The organism is Nocardia sp. NPDC004260, assembly GCF_053603155.1.
In genome coordinates, this window is record NZ_JBSGEZ010000031.1 from 38,437 (window position 1) to 63,314 (window position 24,878).

General features: G+C 69.3%; 24 protein-coding genes and 1 pseudogene. 12 read left to right on the plus strand and 13 right to left on the minus strand.

The window, feature by feature from the left end:
• Nucleotides 1–11: 11 nt before the first annotated feature.
• Complete coding sequence (locus tag ACWEO7_RS19510; protein ID WP_450023518.1) at nt 12–770, plus strand: dienelactone hydrolase family protein; 759 nt, start codon at nt 12–14, stop codon at nt 768–770.
• Between the two features lie 60 nt (nt 771–830).
• Here the strand turns inward: ACWEO7_RS19510 and ACWEO7_RS19515 are convergent, their stop codons facing one another.
• Nucleotides 831–1,244: a nuclear transport factor 2 family protein gene (locus tag ACWEO7_RS19515; RefSeq protein ID WP_452425006.1), complete on the minus strand. Its 414-nt coding sequence runs from the start codon at nt 1,242–1,244 to the stop codon at nt 831–833.
• Nucleotides 1,245–1,519: 275 nt separating this feature from the next.
• Between ACWEO7_RS19515 and ACWEO7_RS19520 the strand changes: the two genes are divergently transcribed.
• Nucleotides 1,520–2,419 carry a MurR/RpiR family transcriptional regulator gene (locus ACWEO7_RS19520; protein WP_452425008.1) on the plus strand — a complete coding sequence of 300 codons (900 nt, stop codon included), beginning with the start codon at nt 1,520–1,522 and terminating at the stop codon, nt 2,417–2,419.
• A 17-nt stretch (nt 2,420–2,436) separates the two neighbouring features.
• On the opposite strand, the gene ACWEO7_RS19525 is transcribed toward ACWEO7_RS19520, so the two are convergent.
• Nucleotides 2,437–3,831, minus strand: a complete 1,395-nt coding sequence (locus ACWEO7_RS19525) for an amino acid permease (RefSeq protein WP_452425010.1) — start codon at nt 3,829–3,831, stop codon at nt 2,437–2,439.
• Between the two features lie 156 nt (nt 3,832–3,987).
• Here ACWEO7_RS19525 and ACWEO7_RS19530 point away from each other — a divergent pair, with 156 nt between their 5' ends.
• The 3 genes from ACWEO7_RS19530 to ACWEO7_RS19540 are packed head-to-tail and all read left to right on the plus strand — an operon-like array spanning nt 3,988 to nt 7,706.
• Complete coding sequence (locus ACWEO7_RS19530; protein ID WP_452425012.1) at nt 3,988–4,761, plus strand: enoyl-CoA hydratase/isomerase family protein; 774 nt, start codon at nt 3,988–3,990, stop codon at nt 4,759–4,761.
• 1 nt (nt 4,762) lies between these two features.
• Nucleotides 4,763–6,913, plus strand: a complete 2,151-nt coding sequence (locus ACWEO7_RS19535) for an acetate--CoA ligase family protein (RefSeq protein ID WP_452425014.1) — start codon at nt 4,763–4,765, stop codon at nt 6,911–6,913.
• Nucleotides 6,906–7,706, plus strand: a complete 801-nt coding sequence (locus ACWEO7_RS19540) for a crotonase/enoyl-CoA hydratase family protein (RefSeq protein ID WP_452425015.1) — start codon at nt 6,906–6,908, stop codon at nt 7,704–7,706. The genes ACWEO7_RS19535 and ACWEO7_RS19540 overlap by 8 nt, the downstream gene beginning before the upstream one ends.
• Before the next feature lie 104 nt (nt 7,707–7,810).
• Here the strand turns inward: ACWEO7_RS19540 and ACWEO7_RS19545 are convergent, their stop codons facing one another.
• From ACWEO7_RS19545 to ACWEO7_RS19580, 8 genes and pseudogenes are all read right to left on the minus strand, one after another.
• The gene (locus ACWEO7_RS19545) at nt 7,811–7,927 is read right to left on the minus strand and encodes a zinc-binding dehydrogenase (RefSeq protein ID WP_452425017.1); all 117 of its coding nucleotides are present in this window, start codon (nt 7,925–7,927) and stop codon (nt 7,811–7,813) included.
• Between the two features lie 11 nt (nt 7,928–7,938).
• Nucleotides 7,939–8,126, minus strand: a pseudogene (locus ACWEO7_RS19550) (DNA starvation/stationary phase protection protein); the annotation flags it as partial.
• A 65-nt stretch (nt 8,127–8,191) separates the two neighbouring features.
• Nucleotides 8,192–9,094, minus strand: a complete 903-nt coding sequence (locus ACWEO7_RS19555; RefSeq protein WP_452425018.1) for an aromatic prenyltransferase — start codon at nt 9,092–9,094, stop codon at nt 8,192–8,194.
• Between the two features lie 572 nt (nt 9,095–9,666).
• Nucleotides 9,667–10,905: a Dyp-type peroxidase gene (locus ACWEO7_RS19560; protein ID WP_452425020.1), complete on the minus strand. Its 1,239-nt coding sequence runs from the start codon at nt 10,903–10,905 to the stop codon at nt 9,667–9,669.
• Nucleotides 10,871–11,443 (minus strand): copper chaperone PCu(A)C, encoded by a 573-nt coding sequence (locus tag ACWEO7_RS19565; protein WP_452425022.1) that lies wholly within the window; start codon nt 11,441–11,443, stop codon nt 10,871–10,873. The genes ACWEO7_RS19560 and ACWEO7_RS19565 overlap by 35 nt, the downstream gene beginning before the upstream one ends.
• 381 nt (nt 11,444–11,824) lie before the next feature.
• The gene (locus ACWEO7_RS19570; RefSeq protein WP_452425024.1) at nt 11,825–12,352 is read right to left on the minus strand and encodes a hypothetical protein; all 528 of its coding nucleotides are present in this window, start codon (nt 12,350–12,352) and stop codon (nt 11,825–11,827) included.
• Nucleotides 12,353–12,745: 393 nt separating this feature from the next.
• A complete protein-coding gene (locus tag ACWEO7_RS19575) occupies nt 12,746–13,459 on the minus strand; it encodes an endonuclease/exonuclease/phosphatase family protein (protein WP_452425026.1) in 714 nt (237 codons plus the stop codon).
• Nucleotides 13,460–13,524: 65 nt separating this feature from the next.
• A complete protein-coding gene (locus tag ACWEO7_RS19580) occupies nt 13,525–14,154 on the minus strand; it encodes a TetR/AcrR family transcriptional regulator (RefSeq protein ID WP_452425028.1) in 630 nt (209 codons plus the stop codon).
• A 118-nt stretch (nt 14,155–14,272) separates the two neighbouring features.
• On the opposite strand from ACWEO7_RS19580, the gene ACWEO7_RS19585 reads away from it, so the two are divergent.
• Nucleotides 14,273–15,409, plus strand: coding sequence for a lipase family protein (locus ACWEO7_RS19585; RefSeq protein ID WP_452425030.1), 1,137 nt, complete (start codon nt 14,273–14,275; stop codon nt 15,407–15,409).
• Between the two features lie 21 nt (nt 15,410–15,430).
• Here ACWEO7_RS19585 and ACWEO7_RS19590 read toward each other — a convergent pair whose 3' ends face one another.
• Complete coding sequence (locus ACWEO7_RS19590) at nt 15,431–16,867, minus strand: MFS transporter (RefSeq protein ID WP_452425032.1); 1,437 nt, start codon at nt 16,865–16,867, stop codon at nt 15,431–15,433.
• A gap of 154 nt (nt 16,868–17,021) precedes the next feature.
• Between ACWEO7_RS19590 and ACWEO7_RS19595 the strand changes: the two genes are divergently transcribed.
• The 3 genes from ACWEO7_RS19595 (at nt 17,022) to ACWEO7_RS19605 (ending at nt 19,348) form a co-directional block, all read left to right on the plus strand.
• On the plus strand, nt 17,022–17,471 hold the full coding sequence (locus tag ACWEO7_RS19595; protein WP_452425033.1) for a MarR family winged helix-turn-helix transcriptional regulator: 450 nt from the start codon (nt 17,022–17,024) through the stop codon (nt 17,469–17,471).
• Nucleotides 17,472–17,555: 84 nt separating this feature from the next.
• Nucleotides 17,556–18,251, plus strand: a complete 696-nt coding sequence (locus tag ACWEO7_RS19600; protein ID WP_452425035.1) for a response regulator — start codon at nt 17,556–17,558, stop codon at nt 18,249–18,251.
• A complete protein-coding gene (locus ACWEO7_RS19605) occupies nt 18,248–19,348 on the plus strand; it encodes a HAMP domain-containing sensor histidine kinase (RefSeq protein WP_452425036.1) in 1,101 nt (366 codons plus the stop codon). The genes ACWEO7_RS19600 and ACWEO7_RS19605 overlap by 4 nt, the downstream gene beginning before the upstream one ends.
• Nucleotides 19,349–19,431: 83 nt before the next feature.
• Here the strand turns inward: ACWEO7_RS19605 and ACWEO7_RS19610 are convergent, their stop codons facing one another.
• Nucleotides 19,432–20,646: an IS110 family transposase gene (locus ACWEO7_RS19610; RefSeq protein WP_452425038.1), complete on the minus strand. Its 1,215-nt coding sequence runs from the start codon at nt 20,644–20,646 to the stop codon at nt 19,432–19,434.
• Nucleotides 20,647–20,970: 324 nt separating this feature from the next.
• Between ACWEO7_RS19610 and ACWEO7_RS19615 the strand changes: the two genes are divergently transcribed.
• Genes ACWEO7_RS19615 through ACWEO7_RS19625 form a run of 3 tightly spaced genes read left to right on the plus strand, consistent with a single transcriptional unit; the run spans nt 20,971 to nt 23,183 of the window.
• Nucleotides 20,971–22,554: a DUF4153 domain-containing protein gene (locus ACWEO7_RS19615; RefSeq protein ID WP_452425040.1), complete on the plus strand. Its 1,584-nt coding sequence runs from the start codon at nt 20,971–20,973 to the stop codon at nt 22,552–22,554.
• A gap of 34 nt (nt 22,555–22,588) precedes the next feature.
• Entirely contained in the window at nt 22,589–22,867 is a 279-nt protein-coding gene (locus ACWEO7_RS19620; protein WP_355079297.1) for a hypothetical protein, read from the plus strand.
• Nucleotides 22,860–23,183, plus strand: a complete 324-nt coding sequence (locus tag ACWEO7_RS19625) for a ribbon-helix-helix domain-containing protein (RefSeq protein WP_356968399.1) — start codon at nt 22,860–22,862, stop codon at nt 23,181–23,183. Before ACWEO7_RS19620 ends, ACWEO7_RS19625 begins: the two co-directional genes overlap by 8 nt.
• Here ACWEO7_RS19625 and ACWEO7_RS19630 read toward each other — a convergent pair.
• Nucleotides 23,180–24,625, minus strand: a complete 1,446-nt coding sequence (locus tag ACWEO7_RS19630; protein WP_452425041.1) for an alpha/beta fold hydrolase — start codon at nt 24,623–24,625, stop codon at nt 23,180–23,182. The two genes, ACWEO7_RS19625 and ACWEO7_RS19630, sit on opposite strands and share 4 nt — an antisense overlap.
• Nucleotides 24,626–24,878: the final 253 nt, after the last annotated feature.

A 24,878-nucleotide genomic window follows, 5' to 3' on the forward strand; every position in this document is an offset into this window, starting at 1 on the left:
AGAGTGACCTCGTGACATACGAGATCACGGCCGAGCAGATCGAAATCCCCCAGGACGACGCGACACCCATGGCGGCTTATCTCGCCCGGCCGGAGGGGGCGGGCGACTACCCGCTCGTCCTGGTCGGAGCCGAGTTGTGGGGGCTGACCGATGAGGTCCGGGCCGTCGTGCGCGATGTCGCCGCTCTGGGGTATGTGGCGATCGCGCCGAATCTGTACCACCGCTCCGGTCCCGAGACCTCTGCCGGGTTCGAGGAGAGCGATGCCAACCGGGCCCGCGCGTTCGAACTGCTGGGCCGGTTGACCCGCGACGGTGTCGAGGCGGATCTGCGCGCCGCCGCCGAGCATGCCCGCGAGCATGCCGGGGCCGGTGACCGGATCGGCATGTTGGGCTTCAGCCTCGGTGGCCACGTCACCTATTTCGCGGCGACCCGGCTGCCGCTGCGCGCCGCCGCCATCTACTACCCGGGATGGGTGCCCGACTCGGGTATGGCGTTGAGCGTTCCGGATCCGCTGTCGGCGGCGACGCCTGGTATCACCGCTCGGCTGGCGCTGTTCTTCGGCGGGCAGGATCACATCATCGATGCCGATCAGCGGGAGCGGATCGGTGCGGCGTTGTCGTCGGCGGGTGTCCGGCACGACGTGGTGGTGTATCCCGAGGCTCGGCACGCCTTCTTCTTCCCCGGCCGTGAGGTGTACGACAAGCAAGCCGCCGAGGATTCCTGGCAGCGGGTGCGCGAGCTCTTCGCCGCCGAGCTGACCGCGTCCTGATCCGGTTACGCGGTAACAATCCCGGCCCCCGCCGGGCCGAGCCGGCGGGGTGGGGAGAGATCACTCCTCGTGCATCCAGGCGAGTGTGGTCCGCGACTCCCCGAGTCGCCAGCCCGCAGGCGTCCGTACGACGGTGCACGCCATGCGCAGGCCGCTCGTTCGATGGGGTGCTCGGCCTTCGCGGAAGAAGTACACGAGCGAGTTCGCCGAGGCAGCCGCCTGGTCGCCGTGGACGTCCACCAGCAGATCAGTGGTCACGTGCTGGGTGTGCTCCTCCGCGACCTCGGCCTGTCGCATGAGGCCGACCAGGTTGTCGATGCCCTGGAGTTCGCCGTTACGGGGCGAGTGGATCGCCACATCGTCGGCGAAGACGGTGGCCGCGTCCTCCCATCGCTTCTCGTCGAGCAGGCGCGCCAGGCGCGCGAACAGATCGGCGATCTCGATCCGATCGGCGATCAGGGTGTTCGTGGACATGAGAGCCTCTTTCGTTGGCGACACTAACATTGGCTCCGCCAACTATACTCAATTTTGATTGGCATCACCAATGAAATCGTGCTGGTGGTGTGCATCAGACGGCGAACGCGACGATGCCGCGAAATTCGGTGCGAGCCGGGCGGTGGGGCGGCATGTGCGCTCCACCGCGACCGATTTCCTGCTCCTCGGATCGGGGACCGACCCGGGGGGCCGGTCGGCTCGGTCGGATAGATTGGGAAAGAATTCGTGGTGGTCGAAGTGGTGGAGGAGGCGCGGTGGGCGCGAATGCTGAGTCGGCGACGGGTCCGGCGACATTCGACGATCTGGTCACCGAGATGCGCGCCAGATGGGATTCGCTGTCGGCCTCGCACAAGAAGCTGGCCGAGCGCGTGCTGTCCGACCCGGAGGCGGTGGCGTTCATGACCGTGTCCGATCTGGCGAGCGCGGTCGGCGTCAACGAGGCGACGGTGGTGCGGTTCGCGAATGGCCTCGGGCTGAAGGGATATCCCGGCTTGGCCCGCCTCTGTCAGGAGCGGCTGCAGGAGCGGGCCCAGTTGCTGCGCCGTTTCGAGAACCTCGAACACTTGGTGGCGCAGGGTGCCGGCCTGCGGGAGAGCCAGGTGGTGCTGGACCAGGCCAACATCGCGCGTTCCTTCGCGAGCATCGCGGACGCCACTTGGGACGCGGTGGCCGCCCAGCTGGCGCGCGCGCCCCGAGTGCACGTGATGGGCCTGCGCAAGTGCCACGCGCCTGCTTATCTGCTGGGCTACCTGCTCGGTCTGTTGCGTGAGGACGTGGCCACCGTGACGGGGACCAGGGGGTCGCTGACCGACGAACTGCGCCGTGTTCGCGCGGGGGATTGCTTCGTGGCGATCTCGATCCATCGCTACAGCTCCGACACGGTCCGTGCGGCGCGGTGGGCCCGTCAGCGTGGCGCCCACGTCGTGGCCCTGACCGACACCCCGGCCTCGCCGCTGGCGGCGGCGGCGCACGAGACCTTCTACGTCGAGGCGTCGAGCGCGAGCGTGCTGCGCTCGATCACCGCCTTCACGTCGATCGTCCAGGCGTTGTCCGGCGCGGTGGCGCACCTCCTCGGCCGTGAGGTCCGCGAGACCTTGTTGGAGGAGGAAAGACTGCTGGCCGAATTCGGCGTATACGCCGCCGACGGCGTCTGATCCTGTTCTGCCGGTGGCTATTTCACCGGCGTCATCGCCGCGCCCCGGTCGGCGCGACGTTGGTGCAGCAGGCCCGCGGCGACGGCCAGGGTCGTGACCACCAGGGTGAGCGCCAGCGGCGTTCGGGTATCGGAACCGAACACCATCCCCACCACGATGCCCAGCAAGGTGACCAAGACCAGGTACGGCAGATAGGGAGCCCCCCACATCCGTACCGCCGGCGCGGCGGATTCCACGGCGGCGCGGTTGCGTCGACCGGCGATGTACGTGGCGCAGATGCACAGGTAGACCACCACCGCAACGGCGCCGGACGAGCTGAGCAGGAAGCTGAAAACCGCTCCGGTGGGCAGGAAGTAGTTCGCGGCCACGGCCAGGAATCCGGCGCTCGCGGCGGCGAGAACCCCGGCCGTCGGCACACCGGAGCGGGTGACGCGGCCCAGCGGTCGCGGCCCCTCTCCGCGTTGGGCCAGCGCGAACAGCATGCGCGACGCGGAGTAGAGCCCCGAGTTCAGGCACGACAGCACCGCGGTGAGCACGATCAGGTTCATGATGGTCCTCGCGCCGGGAATCCCCAGCAGGTTCAGCACCGCGGTGTACGGACTTTCGGTGATCTCGGCGCTGTCCCACGGCAGCAAGGTCACGACGACCAGGATCGAGCCCACGTAGAAGACGAGGATGCGCCCGGCGACGCTGCGCATGCTCGCCCGCACGGCGTTGACCGGATCGTCGGCCTCACCGGCGGCGATGGTGACCAATTCGGTGCCGAAGTAGGAGAAGAAGACCGTCAGCGACGCGGCCAGCAGGGGAGTGAATCCGTTGGGCAACAACCCTCCTCGGCCCAGCAGGTTCGTCGTGCCCGGTGCGGTGTAGTGGGTGAAAGCGCCGCAGATCGCCGCGATACCGACGCCGATGAAGACGACGATCGCGGCGACCTTGATCAAGGCGAACCAGAACTCGAAACGCGCGAACGAGCTCACCGCGGCCAAGTTCACTCCGGTCAGGGCGCTCAGAAAGAGCAGGGCGAACGCCCAGGCGGGCACCGCAGGCGCCAGCTGGTTGGCGATCGCGCCACCGGCGACGGCCTCGAAAGCGACCGTCACCGACCAGTGGTAGCTGTACACCCAGCCGACCGACAGTCCGGCCCATGGCCCGAGTTCGCGTGAGGCGTAACTGGAGAACGAGCCGGTCTCCGGGCGCGCCGTGGCCAGTTCGGCCAGCATGCGCATCACCAGGATCACGACCAGGCCGGTGAGCAGATAGGCCAGGACGATGCCGGGTCCGGCGGCCGCGATCGCGTTGCCGCTGCCGACGAACAACCCGGCGCCGATGACGCCGCCGATCCCGATCATCGTGAGCTGACGAGTGGTGATGGTGTGCTGCAGATTTCGCGTAGGGGGAATTGAGGTGGGCACGATGCCTCCCAAGGACCGTGGGCTGTGACCCGGGTAACTGATGGTCGGTCATGCAACACCCGCGTCACCGTGCATGCAAACTGAATTGCATTCAGAGCTGGGAATGCAACTTGTATGGCATAGTGTGACCCGACCCGAGCAGGAGGAGATGTGCGAATGTCCATGGTGCTGGTGAGCAGGTCCGGTCCGATAGCGACGCTGACGTTGAACCATCCGGAACGGCTCAACGCGGTCAGCGAAGAGCTCTACGAAGCGTTGATCGGCCATCTGGTGGTCGCCGACTCCGATCCGGCCGTGCGCTGCGTGGTCCTCCACGGTGCGGGCCGCGCGTTCTGTGCGGGCGCCGACCTGAAGGCGCACCACGCCGGCTCCCGCACGCCCACCGAGCAAGCGCGCTACCTCGATCTCGCCCAGCGGGCGTGCGAGCAGATCCAGCGAATGGACACGCCGGTCGTCGCCGCCGTCGCCGGGTACGCGCTGGGCGCCGGCGCCGAAATGGCGGTGAGCGCGGACTTCCTCGTGATGGCCGAGGACGCGCAGCTCGGTTTCCCCGAGGTGAGCATCGGGACGTTCGTCGGCGGCGGAGTCACCCACCGGTTACCGCGTTTGATCGGTCTGCGCCGCGCCACCGATCTGCTCGTCCTAGGCGAGCGCTGCACGGGCACACAAGCGTTCGAGTGGGGTTTGGCCTACGCGTCGGTGCCCGGCGACGTCCTTCTCGATACGGCGCGCGGACTCGCCGACACATTGGCGGGGAAAGCGCCGTTGTCGCTGGCGCGGATGAAGGCCGCGCTGCGCCGTGACGATCCCCTGGAAGTCGCGCTCGCCGGTGAGCCGCGCCAGATCCTGGAGTTGATGGCGACCAGAGACTGGGCCGAGGGCGTCGCGGCGTTCGCCGAACGCCGCACCCCTGTGTTCGAAGGGAAGTGACGTGCCCACACTCGACGCCTCGGTCCGCACCGCGCTCGAACGTCTGTTGGATCCACGCTCCGTCGTGGTGGTCGGTGCGTCCTCCGACCCGGCGAAGCGCGGTCACCAGGCCATTCGCGCTCTGCAAGAGGCCGGTTACGAAAACCCCGTCTACCCGGTCAATCCCACTGCCGGGCAAATACTCGGCCTGGATGTCTGCGCGTCGCTCGATCAGGTTCCTCCCGGCGCCGATGTCGCGCTGATCGCTCTGCCCGCCGCCGCCGTGCCCGGCGCGCTGCGTGAATGCGCGGCCGCGGGCATCGCCGGAGCAGTGGTGCTCGCCAACGGTTTCGGTGAGATCGGGGCGGACGGCGCCGATCTCGCCGCCGCGCTGGCAGCCGCGATCGACGAGACCGGCATCCGCGTCATCGGTCCCAACACCTCCGGCCTGCTCAACCTCACGTCGGGTGCGAATCTGGTCGGGCTGCACGGTGTTCCGCGCGGACCGATCAGCGTCATCACGCAGAGCGGGAACATGCTGTTGTCGTTGGTGAACGACAACAGCGCCCTCAGAGGTCCCGGCTTTCACGCGTACGTGGGGTTGGGCAACCAAGCCGACGTCCGTTACGACGAATGCCTGGTCGAACTCGCCCGTCATCCGGAAACCGGTGTCGTGGCGATCCATTCCGAGGGATTCGCCGACGGGCGGTCGTTCCTGGTGGCGGCCGCTCGGACCGTGCCGGACACACCGGTCGTCCTGCTGCGCGGCGGCCGCTCGGAGGAGGGCCGGCGCGCCGCGGCCTCGCATACCGGCTCGATAGCGGGCTCGGACGCCGTGGCGACCGCCGTCCTGCGCCAGGCCGGGGTGGAACTGGTCGATCGCTCCGACGAACTCGCGGTCGTGGCGGGAGCCCTCGCCGTGTGCGCTCCGATCACCCCGGGGCGCACGGTCGCGATTCTCAGCGACGGCGGTGGACACGCCGCGCTGGCGGCGGACGCCCTGGCCGCGTACGGGATCGAATCCGCGCGGCTCGCGGAACGCACCCGGCAACAATTGCGGAAAGTGCTCGGCGCGGCGGCCGCGGTTTCCGGCCCCGTCGATGTGGCCGGCGCCACCGATACCGACCCAATGGTCTTCGCCGAAGCCGCCGAGATCCTCATGCGCGATCCCGCGGTGGGCCTCGTGCTGATCATCGGGCTGTTCGGTGGCTACCACCTGCGTTTCGACGCGGGATTGCGTGACCGCGAAGACGCGACGGCGGGCGTCTTGCTCGCGCTTTCGGCCGAATACCATGTGCCCTTGCTGGTCCAGAGCTGCTACGCCGGTCTCGATATCGCCAATCACGACCGGCTGCGCGCCGGCGGCGTACCGGTGCTCGGCTCGATCGAGCACGCCGTGCGAGCGGCGGCGGCGTTGCAGCGGCGCGGCCGCCTGATCGCCGAACGCGCCCGGCGCTCCTCGCTGACACTGCCGCCGCCCGCCCCGCCCATCCCGGGTTCGGGGATCCTCGACGAGCCGACCGCGCGGCGGGTGCTGGCCGAGGCGGGAGTAGACGTCGGCATGTGGACCTTCGCGCGCGACGTGGATGCGGTGGCTCCGGCAGTAGCCGCGTACCGGCGACCGTGTGCACTGAAAGTCGTCTCAGCACAGGTGATCCACAAGTCGGACGTCGGTGGCGTCCGGCTGGGAGTGGTGGCCTCCACCGCGACCGAGAACGCCGAGGCCATCGTCGAGGCGGTGACCGCGGAGGTGCCCGACGCCAGGATCGACGGAATGATCGTGACCCCCATGGCGGATGCTGGGGTGGAGTTGCTCGTCGGCGCGACACGGGATCCGATCTTCGGGCCGGTGCTGGCTTTCGGCACCGGTGGGGTGCTGGTCGAGGCGGTCCGGGATGTCGCGTTCCGAGCCGTCCCCCTCACCGAATCGGAAGCTCACGAGATGATCGAGGAGACCATCGCCTCCCGCATGCTCGACGGCTACCGGCACCTGCCCGCGGTCGATCGTGACGGGCTCGCGCGATTCCTCGTGCGCATCGGGGATTTCGTCGCCGCGCACCCGGACATAGCCGAACTCGATCTCAATCCGGTGATCGCGTCCGGGCACGACCTCACGCCGGTGGATGTGCGAATCGTCCTGTCCGAGTCAGCGTCCGGAGGTCGCGATGAGTGACCCGATCCTGATCGACCGGACCGGCGACGTGGTCGTCTGGACCCTGAACAACCCGCGAGCTCGCAATCCGATCTCCGAAGCGGACACCATCAGCGCCCTCGAGGACGCGGTGGCGGCGGCCAACCGGGACCACAGCCTCCGGGCGGCCATCCTCACCGGTGCGGGCTCGGCGTTCTCCTCCGGCGGCAACGTCAAGCACATGCGCGACCGGGCCGGAATGTTCGGCGGCACACCGGCGCGGTTACGTCAGGAATACCGTCACGGGATTCAGCGGATCCCGAGAGCGCTGTATCACTGCGAGATACCCACCATCGCGGCCGTCAACGGCCCGGCCATCGGCGCGGGTTGCGACCTGGCCTTACTGTGCGACCTGCGGATCGCCGTTGCCACCGCCGTGTTCGCCGAGAGCTTCGTCAAGATCGGCCTGGTCCCCGGTGACGGCGGAGCCTGGCTGCTGCCCAGGGCGATCGGCATGGCCAGGGCCTGCGAAATGGCGTTCACCGGTGAGCCGATCGACGCGCACACCGCGCTCGACTGGGGGTTGGTCTCGGAGGTGGTCGAGCCCGGCGCACTCCTGGACGCGGCCCACCGGCTCGCTGCCCGCGTGTGCGCCAATCCGCCGCATGTGCTGCGAATGACCAAGCGGCTGCTGCGCGAAGGCACACACCAGACCTTGGAAAGCCTGCTCGAACTGTCGGCGGCCATGCAGGCCGCCGCGCATCACACCGAGGACCATCGCGAGGCCGTCTCGGCCGTGCTGGAGCGCAGACCACCCCAGTTCACGGGTGGCTGAGCGACTTCCCCGGTGGCGCACAGGCCACTCCGCCGACGGTGCGGTTATCGGAGTCGGTGGCTTGCAGAGGTGCGGCGAAGGCTGGACCGCGGTCGCCGGGCAAGCTAGTCGGTGATGACGATCTTGCCTCTGGCGTGGTGTCCGAGCATGTGGGCGACCGCGTGCGCGGCTTCGCCGAGGGGATAGGCCCTCTCGATGGTCACCTTGACGTCGCCGGACACCGAGAGCGCGGCACGTCACGGATGGTGTCGATCGCCGCGTAGGTGCGGTCGTGATCAAGTCGACGACGTCGGCGGAGTTCACCTCTTGGGCGGGGAACGGCGGAAGGCTCGTCGTCGCGGCGACGGTGTCGGAGCGTCCGTCGGGGACCACGTCGAGGGCTCGCATCCGCTCGGAGATGGTGTCGCTGCCCTCCCGTGCGGCACGACGAACGTCCGCCGCACCCCGAGGCCATCTTCGTCAGCGGCGACCACCACGAGCCGCGCCTATCTCGCTCGCGGCGCGGCGCCGCCGCCGGGGATGACGGCACGATGGACGGTCGTGTATTCGGCTTGCACTTTGTAGTACCGCGATTGCGGACCGTAGGCGGCGTAGAGGGTGAAGCCGCGTGGCCCTTCGAAGGCGCGCGGCGCCCCGTCGACGAAACGGGCCAGTACCGGATCGAGGTCGCGCGGGAAATTCGATTCCTGGTAACGCTGCGGGAAGCAGATGCGTCGCATGCGCGGCGAGGTCCAAGAGAAGGTGCGGTAGACGTTGAATGTGCCGTCGAACAGCGTCAGTTCTTCGTCGGTGGCCGCGACGAAATCCAGGTCGGTCAGAATGGTGGCGATGTCGTCGGAAGTGACCGCACCGGGCGGCAGCACCTGGGAGTACAAGTTCATGGTGCGACTGGCGAAATCGAGCGCCAGCATGCCGATCTTGCCGCCGTAGCGGGTCAAGTGCTCGGTGTGCGAGCGCGCCGCGTCCGGAATCCCCGGGAACGCGAGCATTCGCTCGACCTCGAGGACATCGGCGAAGAACAGCCAGACCTTCTGCACACCACCGGTGAGGGACAGGTCAACGGCCGATCCCGCCGGGACCTCGGCACAGACCTCCGCCAGCAATCGCTCCATGGGATGTCCGGTGAAGGTGATCAGTCCGGCACCGCGTAGCGTCTCGACCAACTCGGCCGGTGGGCCCGAGTGCTGCACCCTGGCGTTGACCTCGCGCTCGGGGACCGGATGGGTCGTGGTGCGCACACCGACCACCGAGCCGGTCCACAGATCGGCGAGAGCGTCCAGCGCCGGATCCACCACCGCGGGGTCGTAACGCGCTTCGGCCAAGCGCGCGAATTCGCGCAGATCCCGGCGCAGCCGGTCGAGCGTGACAGTGGCCGATGTGCTGCTCATACGTCACCTCGAATACTCCCACCGCGGGGTGAGAAGCCAAGTCCACCAACAGATCGACTCGTCACGATAGTCGCGCGGGCGGTCGTGTCGCTACACGGACGCCGACGTCTCTTCGCGGGCTCGTCGGCGTCGTAGCCGGCCCGGGAGTTCGCTTCGGTAGGGTCGCGGCGGGACCCGCGAACGGGGCGGAGCCGGAGAAGGAGTGCGCACCGTGCCGCTGGTCGGGCGAGACCGCCCGCGGCGACTGCGGCCGCGATTGTGGTGACAGTCTTGGTGATTCGCCGCCGTGTGCGACCGCGTCGGATTTCGACCATGCGGTTAGTCCTTCGAGCAGGTGTGATGCGAGTCGTGGGATCCACTGTCGGTCGTGCGGCATCCCCGCCACATCCGTCAGGTGACGCTGTACGCGACGTAGGTCGGCGACCGAGGTCTTCGAGTGCGCTGCACCGGTGCGGGCGAGGAAAGCCGGTGCCGTGGCCGGCCGATGCCGCGGCGTGCTGGCGATCGTGAACCTCTTGGTGGCCGTGTTGTGGGCCTGGGGTGTCCGGCGCCGCATGGGCGCCGAACACCTCTCACGCCTCGAACAGCGGTTGCCCGAGATAGCCGCCCGGTGAGGCGACCCCGGGCGGGATCGCGAACACCGCGGAACCGATGGGTGTGGTCCACACATTGAGAGCGTCGAATTCCGCGAGCCGGCGCTGGACCGGAAGGAACTGGGTGTCCACGTCCCGCTGATAGGCGGCGAACAGCAGGCCCGAGTTGGAGGTCCCGCCCGGGGTGGGGGCGTCGTCGTAGTTGTAGCCGCGCCGCAGGAAACGCTCGCCGTCGTGGGTGTGATGGGCGCGAGCGATGTGCGATGAGGGTGGGATGACCGGTATCCCGTTCGCGTCGACGGCCGCGAAGTCCGGCTCGTCGAACTCGCCGGTTCCGGTCAGCGGCGCGCCGTCGGCGATGGTGCGGCCGACGGTGAGTTCCCTTTCCTCTCGGTCGATCCGGTCCCAGGTGTCCAGCGTCATCGCGATCCGCCGCAGTACGCACGAGGTTCCGCCGCGCAGCCAGGGCTGCGCGGCCCCGTCGTCCCACACCAGACGGGCGAACTCCGGTGTGCCGGGCGCCAGGTTCACCGTGCCGTCGACCTGGCCCATCAGGTTGCGCGGTGTCCGGCCCGGGGCGGCATTGCGAAATCCGCGTTGCACCCAGCGCACGGTGACCAGCGAGGTCACGCTCCGGCACAGCACACGCACCGCGTGCGACACCGTGGTCGCCTCCTCCGCGCATACCTGCACGAGCAGATCGCCGCCGGTCCAGGCGGATTCGAGCCGGTCGATGGCGAACGGGGGCAACGGCCGCAGCCAGGACGGCCTGCGATGTTCGAGCCCGGACGCCGTGAACACCGCGGGCCCGAAACCCACCGTGACGGTGAGTCGTGCGGGGCGGACCGCGAGTTCGGCTTCGGTGTCCGCGAGCGCGGGCCGCCCCTCGGTCAGCCGGGCGGCGTCGCCGGTCCATATCTTCAGCAGTCCGACGAGGTCGTCGCGCTGGACACCCGGTCGCAGATCGAAGGCGACGAATGCCGCGTGCGTTTGTGGGAGGGTGTCGATCCCGGCTTGGTGCGGGCCGTAGAACGGCACCGTCGCTTCCCGGGCCGAGGGACCGGATTCCCGCCGTCCGGTGCGCGCGGCCGCGCCGAGCCCGACACCGGCGACGCCGGCCGCGGTGGCCCCGCCGCCGAGCAGACGCCGCCGGTTGATCCGTGCGGGACGCGGTTCGTCGCGGTCAGCCACCGTGCGCGGGGGTCTGCGCGCCTGCATGTGCCTCGCCGCCCATGTGATCGGGCACGTAATTCTCCTGGTTGCCCGCGAAGTCGCGCACCTGAGCGGTGAAGGTGGTGGTCGAGCCGTCGTCGAAGGTCAGCGTGACCGACGTCTCCGCCCCCGTGCGCAGCGGCCCGTGCAGGTCCATGAACATGATGTGGTCGCCGCCGGGCCGCAGCTGGGTGCGGCCGTGCGCCGGAACGACGAAGCCGCCGGGCTTGGGCCGCATCGCCTTGGTCCCGTTCGCGTCGGTGACCACCTCGTGCAACTCGATCCGGCCGGAGGCGGGACTGGTGGCCGAGACGATGGTGCGCGGGGTGTCGCCGCTGTTGGTCAGGTCGCCGAACGCGGCCGACATCCCGCTGTCGGCGGCCTTGACCCACTGGTCGGAGATGGTCACCGCATCGGCGGATGCGACAGTGCCGGTGTTGTCGGCCGACGAACACGCGGTCAGCAGAAGGGGCACCGCCGCGGCGGCGAGCGCGCCACGCAGGAGGCGAGTGGTGCGCGGTGCGACGAAAAGGTTGACGGTCATGAGAACTCCGCAAAGTCGTGAGATTCGGTGTGGTGCGCGCTGACGAAGGCCTCGGGAGCTCCGGGCATCGACCGACCCGTCGGCGGGCCCGGGTCACTCGGTGCTGTCGGTGGGCACGTCACATCTGGCCCACCGCGACGAGGCCGATCCGAGTCGGCGGCAGCAGATCCGGCCCTGAAGCCGCACTGTGAGTCGCCGAAACGCCCGCTTCGCAATCGGGTTCACGGCGAGTCGGTTCTCCGGCGCTGTACCGCCGTGATATCCGAGGGCGGAACGACATTCACGAGCCGGAGTGGGCAGCCATGATCCGAAGCGAATCGTGGGCAGGGTCGTCGGGCGCGGCCCGGTGCTCCGGCGATGCTCGTCGGCGCGATGTAGGGGTCAGCGGATCGGTGGCGGGCCGCGCAAGCCGGGGCCCGAACTCAGCAGCGGGCGGCCCGGATGGGGAAGAACATGCCCGAACGCGGGCGAGCCGATCCGGGCCGGCGCGCTGGGGCATTCGCCGAGCACGCGCACCGTGTGGCGCACATCGGAAACCGCACGCACCACAGCGTGTTCGGCGGCGCGGATGAGCAGCGCGCCGAGCGGGACGGCCGCGAGATGCGTGCCGAGCATGACCGAGGTCGCGCCCGCGTCGTGGTGATGAGCGGCCGACAGGGTGGACGCGAGGTGCGCGACGGCTTGCGCCACCGCCAGCGTGGCCATCATCTCGCCGAGCCCGTGCCGGCGGGGTCGCGCACCGGTCAGCACGCCGACCGCCGTGCACGCGGCGATCAGCAGGGCGATCGGCGCCGCGCCGGGTGCCATGGCGCCGCCGCCGAGTGCGTGCGCGGCGATGCTCACCGCCCCGGCCGCGGATCCGACGAACGCGCCGCGCAGCCGCGCCGCCACTACCGTCGGATTACGCACCGACTCATACTACCGCCTGTCGTAGCGCGGGGAGGTGCCGGATCGGACACCCAACGGACCCCCGCGCCGAACTCTACTCGACGGGTCCCGCCCACAGACCGGAGCCGAATCGTTCTGGCGTGGAGCATCTCTGCCACGGGCAGGGTGACGACGTTCGTCGTCCGCGCCGACGTCGTTCGTGCTGCCCGGAGTTTCGGGACTCGGGTGTGACCAGGACGGATGCTGTTGCGGCGCACGTGATGCGGCAACTCGCCGATCATGCCGTGGCATCACCGCTGGTCCGGAACTCCGGTCGCGACCTCCTACACGGCTCGACCGGAATCGCCGCGGCACCGAACTCGTGGCCCGCTCGGCGTCGGCAGCACGACGGCATCGAGGCGGACCCCGGCCGACTCACACCGTGACGCTCGCGTGGACGAGATTGTGGTCGGACACCCCGCCGATGTCGTCGACCGACGCCGCCGTGACGGTCGCGCCGTGGACCACCACGTGGTCGATGTGCTGCGACTTCGTTCCCGAGGAACGCGGGCGGGTGGGCAGCCCACCGGCGAGGTGTTCGGCGACCGTGAAGTGGTCGCCCAACCCGGCGGCGACGGTGGCGCGGTCGATGTTGAAGTCACCCAGCAGCACCGCGGCGTCCTCCGGGGCGTCGGTGGCGAGTTCGGCCAGGCGGGCGAGCTGGTCGGTGCGCCGCCGGTCGCCGGTGACATGGGTGGCGATCACCGTCAGCCCGCCGACGTCGACGACGAGGGCGCCCTTGCCGTGGTCGTGCGCGAAGGATTCGGCGGTCACCTCCCTGCTCGGCTCCGCGGTGAGCACCACCAGGTACTCCCCGCCGTCGAGCAAGGAACTGGGCATGCGCCGCGGCGTCGGCAACCGCTGATACCGCATCGCGTGGAAGATTCGATCCGGCAGCGCCATTCGCAGGCTGGCCAGTTGATCGCCGCTGACCTCCTGTAACGCGATGATCCGCTCGGTGCGTTCGGCCACCCGCGCGGTGACTTCGGCGATCCGCGCACCCTCGTCCGGCCACCGGGTGGCGACGTCCTCGTACCAGTTCTCGGCGTGGACGCGATGCAGGACGTTCCAAGTGGCCACCGTGATCACCTTCGCGATGGTATGCGACCGATCGAAACAGGTTGGGGCGCGGGCTGTGCCGATCCGGCGCGCGCTCAGCCGGCGCCCCGGATGTCGATGCCCTGCTGGAGCGACGCGATCGCGCGATCGAGAACCCGGTGCAAGGCCGGGATCGAGTGGTCCGCCCCCATCATCCAGTGGTCGAGGCCGACACCGAAGGCCGCGAAGCAGGCCGCGGCGGTGAGCTGCGGTCGCAGGTCGTCGGCGGGAAGCCCGGCGCGGGCGGCGAAGTTCAGCGCCATCGCGCGCTGGCGTCCCAGCGCCCCGATGAAGTTCTCCCGGCGCAATTCCGGATTGCCGACCAGCAGCTGCCTGGCTCGGCGCGCGGTCTCCGCCTGGCGGTCACGCGACGGTGCGTCCCGCTCGTCGAGCAAGAAGTCGTGCAGCGCCGCGCGCACCGCGGTCAGCACCGATTCGCTCGCCGGGCGGCGGTCGACGGCGGCGAGCAACTGGGCCATGAGGTCTTCCTCGTGGCTGAACACCACCGCGAGCTTCGACGGAAAATGACGGTGGAAGGTCCGCCGGGAGACCTGTGCCGCGTCGGCGATCTGCTGCACGGTGGTCTGCTCGAACCCATGCAGCTCGAACAGTCGCAGCGCCGCGTCGACCAATTCCCGCCGCACCCGCGCCTTCTCGCGGTCGCGTGGACCGTTCACACCCGTCATGCCCCGCATTCTCTCTCGGCGCTGTCATCTCCATTGGTGTCTCAAAGTGACACATTAGCCGACAATCGGGCTACAGTGTCTCGACGGGACACCAAATTGAGAACCGAAAGGTGGCGCCATGTCGGTGCGACGTGCAGGAATCACCGTGGCCGCAGCCGCATTGCTTTTCGCGGGTCCCCCGCTGGGGGCGGCCGTGGCCGACCCCACCGGGCCGGGCGCGGCTCCGGGCGCGGTCGCCACCGACGAGGCGCTGCCCGAACAGCTCTGGATCGAGGGCGCGGGCGCGGCCCGCCGCCTGACGTATTGGACCAGGACCTCCGATGACCGGCCCGCGCTGGCCGGTGGTGCGGTCTTCGTTCCCGCGGGGACGCCGCCGAGCGGTGGCTGGCCGGTGCTGTCCTGGGAGCACGGGACGGTCGGCCTCGCCGACGAATGCGCGCCGTCGACAGCGGGCCGTAGCAAGCGCGACCTGGATTACCTGGCGACCTGGTTGCGCCAGGGCTACGCCGTCGTCGCGACCGACTACATCGGTCTGGGCACCCCGGGGCCGCACGCGTATCTGGACGGACGTGCCGAGGCGCACGCCGGGATCGACATGGTGCGCGCGGCCCGCGCCGTCGAGGATTCGCTGTCGTCGAAGTGGGTGGCCATCGGGCAGTCCCAGGGCGGCGGAGCCGCGGTGTTCACCGCCTCGCTGGCCACGGCGTACGCCCCTGAACTGGACTATCGCGGCGCGGTCGCCACCGGCCCCGCCTCCAATGTCGTCGAGGCCGCCTCGTTCCTCGGGCCCGACGCCCCTCCGATCGACAATTCGCACCTCACCGCCTATATCGCGTATGTCTTGAACGGACTGCAGGCGGCGCGACCTGGCTTCGATCTCGACAGTTACCTCAGCCCGGTCGGCAAGCAATTGGTCACCGCCGCCGAATCGCTGTGCTTCCAGCCGCTGGCCGAGCGGGCGCAAGGGATCTCGGTCAACCGGTTGTTCTCGCGCCCGCTGGCGGACGGCGATTTCGTCGCCACCGCCCGCTCCGTCATGGACGTTCCGCTCACGGGCTATGACCGGCCGCTGTTCATCGGACAGGGCACCAACGACACCGACGTCCCGGCTCCGCTGACCGCGAAGCTGGTCACCGATCTGGAATCGCACGGCGTCCGGCCCGAGGTCCACGTGTATCCGGGCAAGGATCACAGCGCCACGATGGCCGCTTCGCTGTCCGACAGCATTCCGTTCGTCGCCCGCCTTTTCGCCTGACCCCCGCGCGGGCCGCGGCGCTCAGGCGCGCGCGGCCGCGGGCTCGTGGTCGGCCTCCGGCAGCGTCGCGCCAGGCTTGCGAACCGGAATGGCCAGCGCGATGAGCGCCGCTAGCACCGCGACGCCGCAACCGATCAGCAATCCCGTGCGGAAGCCGGCCTCGGTGGGGATGGTGTGCCCACCGAGGCGGGTGCTCATCTGCGCGAGGACGACGCCGACGACCGCGGCCGACACCGTGGTGCCGATCGAGCGCATCAAGGTGTTGAAGCTGTTGGCCGACGCGGTTTCCGACAGCGGGACCGCGCCCATGATGAGCGCGGGCATCGAGCCGTAGGCGAGGCCGACGCCACCGCTGCACACGCAGGTGACGATGAGCAGCCCCCAGGTCGACCCCATCAGCAGGACCGACGAACCGTATCCGAGGGCGATCACCGAACTGCCGACGGCGAGCGTCACCTTCGGCCCGCGCGCGGCCGAGAGCCGGGCGCCGAGCGGGGAGACCGCCATCATCACCAGGCCGGCGGGGGCCATCCACAATCCCATCGCCAGCATGGACTGTCCGAGACCGTACCCGGTGACCACCGGCAGTTGCAGCAACTGCGGGATGATCAGCGACTGCGCGTACATGGCGAACCCGACCACGATCGAGGCCGCGTTGGTCAGCAGGACCTGCGGGCGCGCGGTCACGCGCAGGTCGACCAACGGGTCCGCGGTACGCAGTTCCCACCAGCCCCACACCGCGAGGACCAGGACCGCGACCGCGAACAGGCCGAGGATGGTTCCGCTCGTCCAGCCCCAATCGGCGCCCTTGGACACCGCGAGCAACAGGCACACCAGCGCCGTGCCGAGACCGAGTGCGCCGGGAACGTCGAAACCGCCGCCGCCGCGTGCCGGGATGGCGGGCACCAGCAGCCAGATCAGCGTGGCGACACCCGCGCTCAGCGCCGCCGAGCCCCAGAACAACACGCGCCAGCTGGCGTTCTCGGCCACCGCCGCGGCCAGCGGAAGACCCAGCGCGCCGCCGATTCCCATCGACGCGCTCATCACCGCGATGGACGTGCCGAGTCGTTCTGTGGGCAGGACGTCGCGCAATGCGCTGATGCCGAGCGGGACGACACCCATGCCGATGCCCTGCAGGCCGCGACCGGCGATCATCGGCACCACCGAACTCGCCAGCGCGCAGACCAGCGATCCGGCGATGAGCGGAACCGTGCACGCCAGCAGCATGCGGCGCTTGCCGTAGAGATCGCCGAGGCGTCCGGTGATCGGGGTGGCCACCGCGCCGGCGAGCAGCGTCGCCGTGATCACCCAGGACGCGTTGGACGGTGTGGTGTGCAGGATCCGGGGCAGGTCCCCGATCAGCGGCACCACCAGGGTCTGCATCAGTGCGGCGACGATGCCTGCCGCCGCGAGTACGCCGACGATGCCCTCGGACCGAGCTGCCGATGGTGCTGTCACGCGGGTCTCCCTCTCTTCTCGATTCTTGTGCGCGGTACATATGAATTGCATGATGCACAAGAGTTGTATTATGCAAATAGCTGGTCGGACCGCAGGGGTGTGGTATAGGTGCGGAGATGAGCACGTAGCTGGCGAATATCGGCAGGAGCGTTGTGTGGACAAGCCCGTATCTTCGGTGGAGTTCGAGACCATGCTGCTGGGGCGGCACAGCCTCAGCGCCAAGGCCCGCCGGGGCCGTGGCCACCTCGACCGCAGCGCCTACACGGTGCTGAGCAGGCTGCGGGTGCAGGGCCCGATGTCCGTGGGTGAACTCAGCGATGCCTTCGGCTTGGACACCTCGACGCTGCACCGGCAGACGACCGCCATGCGCGGAGCCGGTCTGATCGAACGCATTCCGGATCCGGACGGCGGCATGGCACGCAAATTCCGGATCACCGCCGAGGGCGGCCGCCAGCTCGACGCCGAACGCGCCTACAACGTCCGCGCTCTCGAAAATGTCCTGGCGGACTGGACGGCGCAGGACATCGCCGCGTTCGCCGCATTCCTGAAGCGGTTCAACACCGACATCGAACGCATCGACAAGCGTCCGTGGCCCCGGCCGTGAACGCGGGCGCGCCCGCGTGGATGCACACGAAATCTCCACAATCGAGCCCGGATCTCTCCACAGCCGGTGGCTAGGGTTCGGTGCATGGAACACAGCGCACCGGCGCAGGCCGCACGGCGGATCCTGGTGGTGGACGACGAGATGACCATCGCCGAATCCGTCGCGGCGCGCCTGCGGGCGGAGGGGTACACCGTCGACCTGGCGCACGACGGCCCCTCGGCCGTCGCCGCCGCCGAGGCCGTCGGACCGGACCTGGTGGTGCTCGACGTCATGCTGCCGGGGTTCGACGGATTGGAGGTGTGCCGCCGTATTCAGGCGCGCAGCCCGGTGCCCGTACTCATGCTCACCGCGCGCGCCGAGGAAACCGACCAGCTCGTCGGGTTGGGTGTCGGCGCGGACGACTATCTCACGAAACCTTTCTCATTGCGCGTACTCGCGGCCCGGGTGCACGCGCTGCTGCGCCGGCTGGATCGGGCCGCCGACCGCGACGGCGCGACGATCCTGGTCGGTGATCTCCGAATCGATGTCGACCAGCGCCGGGTCTGGCGCGCGGAGGTCGAGGCCCTGCTCACGCCATTGGAATTCGATCTGCTGGCCCGGCTGGCCCGCCGCCCGCGCGCGGTGCTCGCGCGCGAGCGACTGCTCGAAGACGTCTGGGACTGGTCCGACGCGGCGGGCACCCGCGCGGTCGACAGCCACATCAAGGCGTTGCGTCGCAAACTCGGCGCCGACCTGATCCGCACCGTGCGCGGCGTCGGGTACGCCCTCGAGGCCCGATGAGTACCGAACCCGAGAGCGCGCCGGAGGTGAAACGCGAAATACCCGGCGCGGGCGCGAAATACGGCGAATGGCGGTGGGTGCGCCGAGTGAGCGATCGGATCGCCGAGCTGTTGCCCCGGCCACTGGACCCGGTGAAGTCGATCAAGCTGAAGCTCGCCATCCTCATGCTGTGCTCCGGCGGGGTCGCATTCGGATTCTTCCGCTTCAAGATCGGATGGCTGCCCCCGCGCACCACGCTCACCGCGGTGATGATCGCGCTGCTCACTTCGCAGTTCCTCGCCCACGGCATCACCAGGCCGCTGCGCGAGATGACCGCGGCGGCGAAACGGATGGCCCACGGCGACTACACCCTGCGGGTGCGGGCGAGTTCCCGGGATGAAGTCGGGCAACTGGCCGAGGCGTTCAACCAGATGGCGGCCGACCTCGCGGCGGCCGACCGGCAACGCCGCGACCTGATCGCCAACGTCTCGCACGAATTGCGCACGCCCATCACCGCTTTGCAGGCGGTATTGGAGAACCTCGTCGACGGCGTCTCCCAACCCGACCCGGCGACCCTGCGTACCGCACTGGCCCAAACCGAACGGCTCACCCTGCTGGTGTCCGAATTGCTCGATCTCTCCAGCATCGAAGCGGGCGCCTTCCCGCTCGACCGCGAGGAGTTGCCGATCGCGCCGCTGCTGGCCGACGTCGTCGCCGAAGCGGAGGTCATGACCGCCGCGCTCGGGCGCGGCGTGCGATTCCGCACCGACGTACAGCCCGGCGCCGCCCGCGTGTACGCCGACCGTGCGCGTCTGCACCAAGTGCTGCTCAACCTGCTCGACAACGCCGCTCGCCACGGACCCGCGGGCGGGGAAGTCCGCGTGGCCGTGCGTGTCTCGCAAGGCGAGGCCGTGATCGACGTCGACGACGACGGCCCCGGCATCCCGCACGCCGAACGCGCCCGGGTGTTCGACCGGTTCACCAAGGGCGGCCGGAGCACGGGCGGCGGCACCGGGCTCGGCCTCGCCATCGCCCGCTGGGTGGTCGACCTGCACGGCGGCACCATCGCGGTCGCCGAGCCGGGCTCCCGTATCCGGGTCGTTCTGCCCGGGCGCTGACCTGCCACATCATCCGACCCGGACCGCCAGAACGGTGCCGGGGTGATTCCGCACGCCTATCGAAGGGACTCTCAATGACCGTGTCAAGCCGCAGCAGTCGTCGGGGCGGGTGTGTCGAGGCTGAATTCACGTCCGTCGCGCAGCAGTGCCCACAGCACGTCGACCAGGCGTCGGGCCAGGGCTAGGAGGGCTTGGGTATGGATGAGTCGCTCCCCGCGTTTTCGGTCGTAGAACCGCCGCGAGGGCCCGTTGTCGTAGCGCAGGCTGGACAGGGCGGCCATGAAGAACACGCGCCGCATGCGCCGGTTGTAGCGTTTCGGGCGGTGCAGATTGCCGCTGACGCGGCCCGAATCGCGAGAGACCGGGACCAGCCCGGCGTGGGAGGCCAAACGGCCCGCGCTGGCGAAATTAGCGAGGTCACCGCCGGTGCCGACGAGGAATTCCGCCCCGAGCCCGGGGCCCATGCCGGGCAGGGATTCGATGATGGCCGCCCACGGGTGCTCCCGGAATCGGGTCGTGATGAGTTTGTCGGTGTCTTTGATCTCACGGTCCAGATCGAGGAGCTTGCGTGCGATGCGTGTGACCAGCATCGCGGTGTCGGTCTCACCGGGCAGGGCCAGGCTCTGGCGTCCGGCGGCGTCGAGGGCGGCAGCGGCAGTCTTGGCGATGCCCGGTTTCCAGGCCCCGTGTTCGGTGAGATGTGTTGTGACACCGTCGATTCCGGCTGTCCTGATCTCGGCTGGGGTGCACATCCCGGCGACCAGGATCAGCGGAGTCCGGTTCGCGAAGTCGAACGCGGCTTCCAACGCGGGAAAGATCGACCCGAGCATGGCACGCAACCGGTTGATCCCGGCCACCCAGTCAGCCATCAGGTCGGTGCGGTAGCTGGTCAGCTGGGTCAGTCCGACCACGAGCTCATCAGGCATCACGACCTGGTTCAGGTCCTCGCGCAGACGGGCGCTCTGCGCGATCACTCGCGCGTCCTTGGCGTCGGTCTTCCCCTCGCCGCGGAAGCTGCCGGTCATCGAATTCACCACCCGGCCCGGCACATACGTCACCGTCTGATCGGCGGCCAGTAGCACGGTGATCAGCAACAATGCCATCGGGCTGGTCAGATCGATCGCCCACCACACCCGGTCGGCGGCCTGGTCGGCACGGGCGATCAACGCCTCGATCGCGGCCTGGTCATTACCGAACTTCTGACTGAACACCGTCTTGCCGGTCTCATCGACCCCGCACGCGTGATGCGCGTGCTTGCCGACATCGATCCCGACCCAGATCTGAGGGCGAGTTGCCACCCACATGCTCCTGACCTTGCAGTTCCAGCCCGTGGACAACCCCGCCGTCAGATCCCTAACCAGCGACGACCGCAACAAGCTCTCAATCAGCAGCCGGAGCGTCCAGCACGGCGGGGCAGCCAGTCCTTTCAAGCCTCGATAGAGGCAAACAACCATCAGCTACACCCCACCGCCCTGGGCATCCAGGGCACCAACCCCAGACACCTACAAACTTAGGGACGAACCATGCCTCCCGAACCCGAATCCGCCTCGACGGCCGAACCCGAGGACTCTGTCGCATGGAGCGCTGAAAATGCTTCCACCACACTGATTTCCGGGACTGCGATGGTCGAGCCACCGGTCGCCGGATCGGAGGTACCGACGGTGGGCATCGCCGCTGCGGGTACACCGACCGGCGGGTCCGTCCAGCCTTTCCCGGGCGGCCCGACCGCGTGGCAGCGGCCACCCAAGTGGCGGCGTGTCGTCTGTCCTCCCGGCGTGGTTCCTGCCGCGCTCGTCTCCGGTCTGGCGGCGGCGATCCTCGTCCACTGGGACCGGCCCGGCATCGGCTGGGTGCTCGCCGCCGCGATCGCGGTGACGGCGGTCGTCCTCGTCGACCGGAACGCCCGCGGGGACGTGGCGAGCACGACGGAAGACACCACAGGGGACGCGGAACGAACGCTCGAAGGATGGGCGGCGACATCGCATTACGCGCGCGGAGCGCGGTTCGTGGGACGCGCGTGGTGGGCGACGCTGGCGCTCGCCCTGCTCGCGGTAGGCGCCGTCCGCGCCGCGGGCTGGCTGTTCGCCTTGTGCTTGCTCGCGGCGTGTGTCGCCGGTTCGCTGGCGGTCGTGGGACGCCGTTCGGCGAACGGCATCCTCTACGACACCCTCGCGCTCGGCCTGGAGGCGGTCTCCGCCGTGCCGTGGGTGTACGCCGGTACCGCCGGGGTGCGCGGTGCGCACACGCCACGGGCCTGGCGGCTCGGGCTGTCGGTGGCGGTGACCGTCGCGCTGCTCGCGGTCTTCGTTCCGCTGCTCGGCAGCGCCGACGCGATGTTCGCCGCCCTGCTGGAGACCGTGACGCCGGATCTGGACATCCCCTCGGTGGTGCGGTGGATCGTCCTGTTCGCGGTGGTCGCGCTCGGTGCGGTCAGTGCCTTGTTCGTGCTCGCGGGACCGCCGCCGCCCGCCACCGCGCGCGCGGGCGGGCGAACACTGCGCCGTTCGGAATGGGCACTGCCGGTCGGCGCGCTCGCGATCCTGTTCGCGGCCTTCGTCGCGACCCAGTTCGTCGTGCTGTTCGGCGGCGACGAGCATGTCCGGAAGACGTCGGGCTTGACCTACGCCGAGTACGCCCGCACCGGCTTCTGGCAGCTGTCGGCGGTCACCGTCCTTACCCTCGCGGTGCTCGTTGTCGTGTTGCGCTGGGCGGCCCAGGACGCGCCCGCCGACCGGTGGTGGCTGCGCGGTCTGCTCACGGCGGTGAGCCTGCTGGCGCTGGTGATCGTCGCCTCGGCGCTCGGCCGGATGTGGACCTATCAGCGGGCCTACGGCTTCACGGTGTTGCGCCTGCTGGTGGAAGTCTGTGAACTGTGGCTCGGCCTGGTCTACGTCCTGGTCCTGGTCGCGGTGCTGCGACTCCGCCGGGCATGGTTGCCGCGCGCCGTACTCGGCACCGCCATGGCGACCTTGCTGGCGCTGGCCGTGGTGGACCCGGAGCGACTCATCGCCGAGGAGAACATCGATCGCTGGCAGCGGGGCAAAGCGCTGGACACCGAATACCTGGTGACGCTGTCGCCGGACATCATGCCCGCGACCGAACGGCTTCCCGAGCCGCTGCGTGCGGACGTGCGTGCCAGGTTGCGCGCCGATCTGGGCGAGGACAGCTGGCAGAGCTGGAATCTGTCCCGGGCGAGAGCGCGGTGAGCTTCCTTGCAATACACTTGTATTATCGCTGATCGTGGGTTATAACTGGCCTGAGTGGGCACTGTTGTCGCTGGTGGGAATCGACCCGCGTGAAGTGCTGCAGGTGCTCATGGGTGCCCGCCGATGGCCTCGGCAGGCGCACGGCCGGAACGAGCTCGCGGTCCTGACGGTGTGGGGCCGGACCGAGGCGGGCCGGCCGCTCATCGTCGCTGTCCGCCGCACCGAAGGCTGGCAGTGGGACATCCTGGGCGCGGTCGAGATGACCGAGGCCCAGGTGGCCGAACTCGAGCGTTGGGAGCACACCGATGACTGACTATCCGACGAACCCGGAGGCCGTCCGGGACTTCCTCTCCGGTCTGGAATACAGTGACGCGCCGGTCGACGCGGCCGAGCTGCCCCCGCCGTTGCGCGCCGAGGACACGGTCACCGTCACCACGTCGCTGCGCATCCCACTGGAATTGCACCAGCGGGTCAAAAAGGCCGCCGAGCAGCGCAACGTGACCATGTCCGCGCTCATCCGCGACTGGATCGAACTGGAACTGGCCGCCCTGGAGAACGACCAGCCCATCTCACGCGCCGACGCCCTGCGGGCGCTGGCCGCCCTGCATCCCCTGCGCCAGTCGGCCTAGTCCGCGGCGGCTGGTGTGTCGCGGGTCAGGACGCGACCGAGTTGCGCGGCGAATTCATCGGCGGCGCTGCGATAGCCGACGTGGTCGCCCGCGAACTCGACGAGGTCCAGGCCGAGTTCTTTCGCGAGTACAGCGTTCGGGAAGCCGGGAAAGGTATCTCTCGATTCGCGTCCGACGCCGAGTACCAGCCGGTCCGACACCGCGCGCAACGCCGCGAGATCCGGGGCGTACCGGGGATACTGCCTCAGCTCGTGTTCCATCCAGAAGACCAAGTTCTGCTGGATCCTGGTGACTATCGCGACGGCTTCCGGCGGCATCTGTTCGATGGGGGGAGGCGGCGTGGACCGCATGCCGATGCCCGCCGCGAACGCGGCCATGGCGGCGGAGGTGCCTTCGGTCTTGCTCTGTTCGTGGATGCCGTCGAGGAAGGCCAGCCACTTCTCGCCATCGGGCAGCAGCGTGGCCAGCGGTGGTTCGTGCGCGACGAGCGTGCGCACCAGTTCCGGCCGGGCGCGCAGCAATTCGAGCGCCACGATCGCCCCGGAACTGCTACCGAGGACGTGGGCGGGCTGGTCGGTGAGGTGCGTGAGCAGCGCGGCGGCGTCCGCGCCGTCGGTGATCACGCGATCGTGCGGCGGTCCGTCGAGGGGGCTGCGAGTGAAGCCGCGCCGGTCGTAGGCGACCACGGTGTAGCGGTCGGCGAGCCGCTCGGCGACGGCGTCGAAGGATGCGGCGTCACCGTTGCCGCCGGGAATCAGCAGCAACAGCGGTCCGGTGCCGCGGATCTCGTAGTAGAGGGTCGCGCCGGGGACGGCGAGAGTGTGCTGGGTGGGGACATCCATCGGAAACGCTCCTGGGAGAAGGGACAACTGCCGCAACGCCTCCCGGATGACCGGTAGCGCGGGAACGGGTGGATCGGCATCGACCCATCGGTCGATGGCCACGCACAGCGCTGCCGTGAGAGCGCCGGCCATGATCCGCGGGAACATGTCGGCGTCGATCGGGCGGCCGGTGCGCTCGGCGATGGCTTCGGCCAGTGCGTCCTCGATCACCGCCTGGGATCTGCGGTACTCACCTTGCAGCAGCGGCGCTCGGGTGATCAGGCGAACGCCCGCGGTCCACGCGGAATCGGGTGGCTCGGCGTCGCGGAATTCCGCCAGCACCGCGTGGATCACCGCGGGCCACAGCGGCTCGGCGACCGGGCGGGTGCGCAGGGCGTCCGCGATGCGGCGGGCCCGGTCCACCGCCACCGAGCAGACGGCCTCGTACTTGCTCGCGAAGTAGTTGTTGAACGTTCGCGGCGACACCCCGGCCGCCGCGGCGATGTCCTCGACGAGAACGTTGTCCAGCCCCCGCTCCACGGCCAGTCGCAACGCCGCGAAACCGAGCGCCTCGCGGGTGGCGAGCTTCTTGCGTTCGCGCAGGCCGAGTACGAATGCCACGGCTCCACGGTAGCGAAATTTGCGTGATGCGCAAGATTGCGTGATCGGAAAGATCTGGGAGAGCGCAGGTTAGGCGTACCTCCGCCTTCGCTCCGGCCATGCGCGGGCTGAGGACGGACTACGTCCGACCGCACGCATCAGGCGATTCGGCAATCCGGAAAACTTGTGGCAGTGCCGCGCTGGCTACAGAGGGCAATCACAGCGCCAATTTTTCGGCGCAGCGCAGGTGAGCCGAATTCGCGCCTGGCGCAAC

Excerpts from the sequence above, each read along its gene's own strand:
- ACWEO7_RS19605 (WP_452425036.1), top strand. The coding sequence starts at position 18,248 with ATGAGTACCGAACCCGAGAGCGCGCCGGAGGTGAAACGCGAAATACCC.
- ACWEO7_RS19540 (WP_452425015.1), top strand. The coding sequence starts at position 6,906 with ATGAGTGACCCGATCCTGATCGACCGGACCGGCGACGTGGTCGTCTGG.
- ACWEO7_RS19565 (WP_452425022.1), bottom strand. The coding sequence starts at position 11,443 with ATGACCGTCAACCTTTTCGTCGCACCGCGCACCACTCGCCTCCTGCGT.
- ACWEO7_RS19600 (WP_452425035.1), top strand. The coding sequence starts at position 17,556 with ATGGAACACAGCGCACCGGCGCAGGCCGCACGGCGGATCCTGGTGGTG.
- ACWEO7_RS19515 (WP_452425006.1), bottom strand. The coding sequence starts at position 1,244 with ATGTCCACGAACACCCTGATCGCCGATCGGATCGAGATCGCCGATCTG.
- ACWEO7_RS19530 (WP_452425012.1), top strand. The coding sequence starts at position 3,988 with ATGTCCATGGTGCTGGTGAGCAGGTCCGGTCCGATAGCGACGCTGACG.
- ACWEO7_RS19580 (WP_452425028.1), bottom strand. The coding sequence starts at position 14,154 with ATGACGGGTGTGAACGGTCCACGCGACCGCGAGAAGGCGCGGGTGCGG.
- ACWEO7_RS19625 (WP_356968399.1), top strand. The coding sequence starts at position 22,860 with ATGACTGACTATCCGACGAACCCGGAGGCCGTCCGGGACTTCCTCTCC.
- ACWEO7_RS19560 (WP_452425020.1), bottom strand. The coding sequence starts at position 10,905 with ATGCAGGCGCGCAGACCCCCGCGCACGGTGGCTGACCGCGACGAACCG.
- ACWEO7_RS19615 (WP_452425040.1), top strand. The coding sequence starts at position 20,971 with ATGGTCGAGCCACCGGTCGCCGGATCGGAGGTACCGACGGTGGGCATC.
- ACWEO7_RS19555 (WP_452425018.1), bottom strand. The coding sequence starts at position 9,094 with ATGAGCAGCACATCGGCCACTGTCACGCTCGACCGGCTGCGCCGGGAT.
- ACWEO7_RS19585 (WP_452425030.1), top strand. The coding sequence starts at position 14,273 with ATGTCGGTGCGACGTGCAGGAATCACCGTGGCCGCAGCCGCATTGCTT.